Annotated in this window: 5 protein-coding genes; all 5 read right to left on the bottom strand. The window is 32.2% G+C overall.

Annotation, left to right across the window (positions count from 1 at the left end):
* Positions 1-203 (bottom strand): MerR family transcriptional regulator (locus ARA56_RS15995; protein WP_207642913.1); only part of this gene is annotated, 203 nt, incomplete at its 3' end.
* Positions 204-240: 37 nt separating this feature from the next.
* The gene (locus ARA56_RS15990; protein WP_055268474.1) at positions 241-1269 is read right to left on the bottom strand and encodes a protein rep; all 1029 of its coding nucleotides are present in this window, start codon (positions 1267-1269) and stop codon (positions 241-243) included.
* Positions 1270-1877: 608 nt separating this feature from the next.
* The gene (locus tag ARA56_RS15985; protein WP_055268472.1) at positions 1878-2807 is read right to left on the bottom strand and encodes a tyrosine-type recombinase/integrase; all 930 of its coding nucleotides are present in this window, start codon (positions 2805-2807) and stop codon (positions 1878-1880) included.
* A gap of 1002 nt (positions 2808-3809) precedes the next feature.
* A complete protein-coding gene (locus ARA56_RS15980) occupies positions 3810-4841 on the bottom strand; it encodes a coiled-coil domain-containing protein (RefSeq protein ID WP_055268470.1) in 1032 nt (343 codons plus the stop codon).
* A 189-nt stretch (positions 4842-5030) separates the two neighbouring features.
* Positions 5031-5465, bottom strand: a 435-nt coding sequence (locus ARA56_RS16875; RefSeq protein WP_172675785.1) for a hypothetical protein, incomplete at its 5' end; no start/stop codon positions are given.

Below are 5465 nucleotides of genomic sequence, written 5' to 3'. Positions count from 1 at the left end.
TTTTCATCGTTATTTAAGCTTGAACTAAAGCCTTTAGTTAAATTTAAACTATCTTTAATTAAGTTAAATAAATCCTCGTCAACCATTGCTTTATTGCCCTTTTTGACTACTTTTTCACTAAACTCTTTTAACTTTAATTTGTTATATATAGTTACGTCACTAACTTCCAAAGCTGCCGCAACTTCCTTAACGCTCATTAACACTAACTTTCACCCCTTTATTAAATTTAACTAAATTGTTTTAATCCATATTTAATTCTTCTATTTTGCATTTATTATACTTTTCATATTCTTCTTTAGTTAATTCTCTCTTTAATATTTCTTTATATGTACCACCATTGCTTTTACTCCATTCATAGTGAAGCATATAAATGTATTCAACCATATCTTTAGGCTTGTACATATCCAACTCACCAGCTTCATACAGCTTTAGTGCTTCCTTGAAAAGTCCAGAATAAACTATAAGTTGCTTACCCTTTAATGCTTCATAAAATACTTTAAATACCTCAGGGCTTAATAGGTAATCACTATCCTTAGCTGTATATTTTGCCAACTCGAACATTTCTTTACACTCTTCAGCACGGCCTGTCTTTATGTATTGAACTTTTACTTGTGTGATGCTTGGATCATCGCAAGCCTCTCTCCACATTTCTAACCATTTATTATCTGTTATAAATTGCATAGTCCTTGATTTCCTTCCATATTCCCTTGGAACTGCTATGCAAACATGAAAATGAGGATTGTATGTATCGTAGGTCGGATTCTTATCTCCAATTCCTAAGTTTCTATAGTCATAATATTTTTTCTTACGCTTGTACAAATCAGGTGTTATGAAAAATTTACTATCGTAAGTTACCTCAAGTTTTCTTATGTATCCTTGGACCAATCGTTTAACTTCACGCCTTTGCATTAGTTTCTTAAATGCTTTATTGAAATGATTTATTTCATCGTTAAGATTATCTCCAGTTACATTTGGAGTAGTTAATGTTAAGAAAATCATTTGCATATTTTCTTCTAACTTTAAATGTTCCATTAAAACAGCTATTTTTAAAGCATCACGTCTAGCCTGTCTCCAGGCACACATCGGGCAAAATCTGTTTTTACAAAACTCACCTGTATTCAGTTTTTTCTTTTCTAATGTTCTATCTGATAAAAACATTAAGAAGTTACCGCAATCATTGATTAATTTATAAGATTTTTTGCTTACATAAGGCTTAATTAGACTCCTAAAAGGTTGACTTCTTAGCCTTTTTTCTTTATACTTATCCATAGATAATGCTCCTTTAGTTGGGCATTTTAAATAATGATCCTTTCGTTGGTCATTCTAAACAATAATCCTTTTAGATAAAGGATATACATATTGAACCTCTAGGTTACTAACCAAGAGGACAAAAAATACCCAGTTTTTAATTTTAACTCGCAACTAAAATTATAAAGGCTGGTATTTTTTTTGTCAATTTTTCTAAAATTGTCCTCTTTTTTGGACGGTATTTTTAGAGTAATTTTAAGCTTAAAAATACCCTAATTTTTCATCAATTTTTGAATGAAAAAGTTAGGGTTTATTTTTTTCTAAAAAATGCTCAATTTTGAAAAGTCATGCCGCACCCAAAACCTTGCCTATCGGCACAACCATGCGGTTTTATCTAACATCGGGGTGCAGAAATAGTTACCTATATTATCAAGAAGGAAGAAATTTTTTAATTTCTCCCTCTTTTTTGGGTCATTTTTGGCCTAAATTTATATCTAAAATTTTAAGGCTATTTTGATAAAAAATAATATGAAAATCATCAGATTTATGAACAGCAAAATTTCCAATTTTATATAAGTACTTTTTTTCTCCATACAAACCTCCAAAATCATTTATTTTAATTCTGAACATTAATGTAGATTTATATAACTTCTTTTCAGTAAAGCTTCCCTATCTTTATTGTGATTTAAAAATAATGATGTTTGATCCGCTGCTTCTTTTTCTGAATATCCCTGTTCTCTTAATTCATCATAGAATTCTTGAGCTAATGTTCTTCTAATATCATGAAAACTATGTCTATCGATTTGAAGAATATCCTCTGTATCTCGCAGATAATCATTTATAGAACTGGATCTTATGCTGAATAGTTTATTATCATCAAAATTTTGCTCAAGAATCTCTTTTACTAATGCGCTTCCTTCTTCATCTAACTCCCTAGACATAGACCTGCCCCCTTTGGTATTAGTTATGTTAATAGTAGCAGTGCCATCATCACTAAAATGCACCTTGTCGCGATCTAGTGTAGCTATTTCTGAAACTCTGATTCCAAGATGTTCTTGAAGTCTTACTGCATATGCGCTTTGGCAACTAGAATTTTTCGCAACATCTAAGATTTTGTTATAATCATCTCTTGAAATCTGAGCTTTTACTCCTCTGTTTGTATCGTCATCACATTCCGACTTTGGAATAACAATTTTGGAAGAATAATCTAAATTAGCGCTTTTATATGTGTTGTTTATAAGCTTTTCTAATTTTCTCATAGCTCCTCCGTATGTTTTTAGTGTTGTATCTTTACATGTTTCTACTTTTCCATCTAAGTACGATTGAACGTGATTAGCTTTTATATCAGACAGCTTTTTAATCTGTGGATATTCTTCTTTCATGAACTTGGCAAAATTCTTCCCAACCTTTTCTATATTGATTTTGCTGGTATATGAGAATATAATATCGGCTTGATCTCTGCCATTTTGAGCATAATAGCTATGTTTATCTATGTTTTCTCTAAAGTTGTCCTTACAAACCTGTATTATTTGATATCTTAAATTTTTCTGTTTACTCATTTTTCTCACCCCCTGTCGGGAACCTGTGCCCGGCACGTTGTACTTGGCAAACCTCATGCCCACCCTGGCACGTGTAACCTCCACCCTGGCACGTGTAACCTCTAATCTCCAACCTGGTAGGTCTACCCCCTAATCGGGTATATCGCACTTCGTGTCGGTTAGTTTTGGGCACAAAAATAAAAGCGCGTTTGCCTGTCGCTTCGCTTAATCGCCACTTTCTGTGGCGATTAAGCTCGCTTTTGCTCGCTATATACAGCGGCCACGCACATTATAATCTGTATAAAATTGTTGTATGGGTTAATCTACAACCTATTTTCAGTACAGAACTGAAAGCTATAGCTTTACAGTATAAACGCGCTTTTATTTTTGTGCCCATATGTATTTAGGCTTATTATAAAGTCCTTCGCTTAAAACCCGTCTTGCGTTGCAAACAAGACCCGTCGATTTTTTAAGACCACCAACCAACCTCGGTGGATAGATAGGATTGTGCAGCTGCTTAAATATCCCTTAACCTTTTATAACAGTAGACCATACACTACCTCCTAGAACCTTTGAGCCTTTTAGTAATAGCAGAATGCCATTATTTAATATGTCACATATAAGTAACTCCTTATTTTTAATATATCAATTATGCCTGATAAAGCTCCTAAATATGCTGATAACAGCTACTTATAGTTTGTTATTATATTATACTTATTTAAACTATTTCTTATAATTTAAAATCAAAAAACTAACTTATATTCTACTTTTATCCATCAGTATTTATAACAAAATAAAAACAGGACCAATTGAAATAAGCCCTGTTTTTATTATTGAACGTTATTCTCTTTCCGTTCATTTATTATTTTGTGAACATTTTTAGTTATCTTCTGCTGCTTTATGTGTAATAGCAGATAATATTACTGTCAAGAATGAACGGGAACCTCCCTCGAAGGGCCCCTCCCATTAAGTCTTGACAGAAATATTCCTTGCTATTGTTGGGTATATAAGCAGAAGATGCCTTTACTCTGCTTTGCCCTTTTGTTTATTTTTAGCCTTTATTTGTTTCAATTCTTGACTTGTTGCATTTAATATTATGCTAGTTTCATTTAGCTTTTCTTGAAGCTTCTCTATATTAAATTTAAGCTGTTCTTCTTTTAGCTTAAACTCTCTATTTTGCAACTCAACTTCCTTTGCAGCTGATGTTGTAACACGCTCTATCTCTCTTTCTAGCTTAGCATTAAACTCTTCATTAAGCCTTTTTATATCTTCCTTGTGTACCTTTTCCAACTCTTTTATTTCTAACTTATGTTCTTTTTCTAATTCTTTGGCAGTACCTTTGTACACCTTCATTTCAATATTAAGTTCTGCAATGTTATTCTTTAACATTTCTTCTTGTGTCTTTAAACCTGCAACAGCTGAATGCAGTTCTTTAGATTCAATTTCTAAAGATTTATTATGATCTATTAACGCTTGTTGATCTTCCATCATTGAGTTTATTTCTTCTTTTAATTGTTCATTTTCATTTTTGAACATTTCTTGTTGCTCAAGATCTTCTCTTAGCTTAGCTATTTCCTTTTTAAGCGATTCTATTAAATCATCATTTTTTTTATTAATATTAGTTAACGTCTCGTTTTCCATTTGTGCTATTCCTTTAGCTGTTTCAGCCATAGTCAGTTGACTTTTTGCAAGTTCTAAAGAATTAGACAATCCCTTATTCTTCTCTTGTAGGTCCGATATGGTTTGTCTTTGGCTCTCCATCTCTTTAGAAACTTCTTCTCTTGCGAACTGCGCTGCATTAGCTCCAACTTCAACAACGCTCATGTATGCCCTGTCTAGCTTTGAAAGTAATACACTAAAAGCTTCTATATTAGCCTTGAAATCTGGATATTTAATAGCATTATTTTCTTTTTCATTCAACGTTAAGAGATATTCTATAAACGCATTAACATTGCCGTAATCTCCTGCTAATTCCTTAATTTTAGCATCTACACTTGGACTTAATCTTAGTGATTTAACTTCCAACTTCTCTCCCTTTTCAATATTGTTTTCCATATAAACCCTCCTCATATTTATGTAATACGTTGTAATACTGCGTAATGTATTACGTAATACTTAATTCTATAATGCTATTATACCCAATTACCCTAGTATTATTCAATGTTTTTAGAATAATAATTTCAAAAAAATATAACGTATTACCCTGTAATACCGTGTAATGTATTACGTAATACGTTATAGGTTCTAAAATATTTTCCACCATTTCTTTTTGCGTTCATTTTCTGGTTGAACATTATCTATTTCTTCTTGATTCCCAACAGAGCTATCGGCAACTGCGGTTTCTTCTTCTACTGGATCTGCAGGCGTTAATAGCTTACTTTGCTCGCGCCTAAGTATTTGTTCGTTCTCTAAGAGCTGTGCGATATGGCCTGAAAGTTCATCTCGTTTGGCATTTGCATCTTCCAACATCTTAGTTAGCTTAGCTATTTGTTCATCTTTAGTATTTAACTGATTTACTAAGACATTAACTAAGCTTAAATCATCATTAGAAGCTTCATCTTTAGTCGCTTTGTGATTTTTATTTTCATCGTTATTTAAGCTTGAACTAAAGCCTTTAGTTAAATTTAAACTATCTTTAATTAAGTTAAATAAATCCTCGTCAACCATTGCTTTATTGCC

This window comes from Clostridium disporicum, assembly GCF_001405015.1.
GTDB classification, from domain to species: Bacteria; Bacillota; Clostridia; order Clostridiales; family Clostridiaceae; genus Clostridium; species Clostridium disporicum_B.
The sequence above is the reverse complement of the archived record's forward strand: the minus strand, read 5'-3'. Positions and strand labels throughout refer to the sequence as shown.

What these genes read in the sequence shown, in the direction of transcription:
- ARA56_RS15985 (WP_055268472.1), bottom strand. Translation starts at nt 2,807, where the DNA reads ATGAGTAAACAGAAAAATTTAAGATATCAAATAATACAGGTTTGTAAG.
- ARA56_RS15990 (WP_055268474.1), bottom strand. Translation starts at nt 1,269, where the DNA reads ATGGATAAGTATAAAGAAAAAAGGCTAAGAAGTCAACCTTTTAGGAGT.
- ARA56_RS15980 (WP_055268470.1), bottom strand. Translation starts at nt 4,841, where the DNA reads ATGGAAAACAATATTGAAAAGGGAGAGAAGTTGGAAGTTAAATCACTA.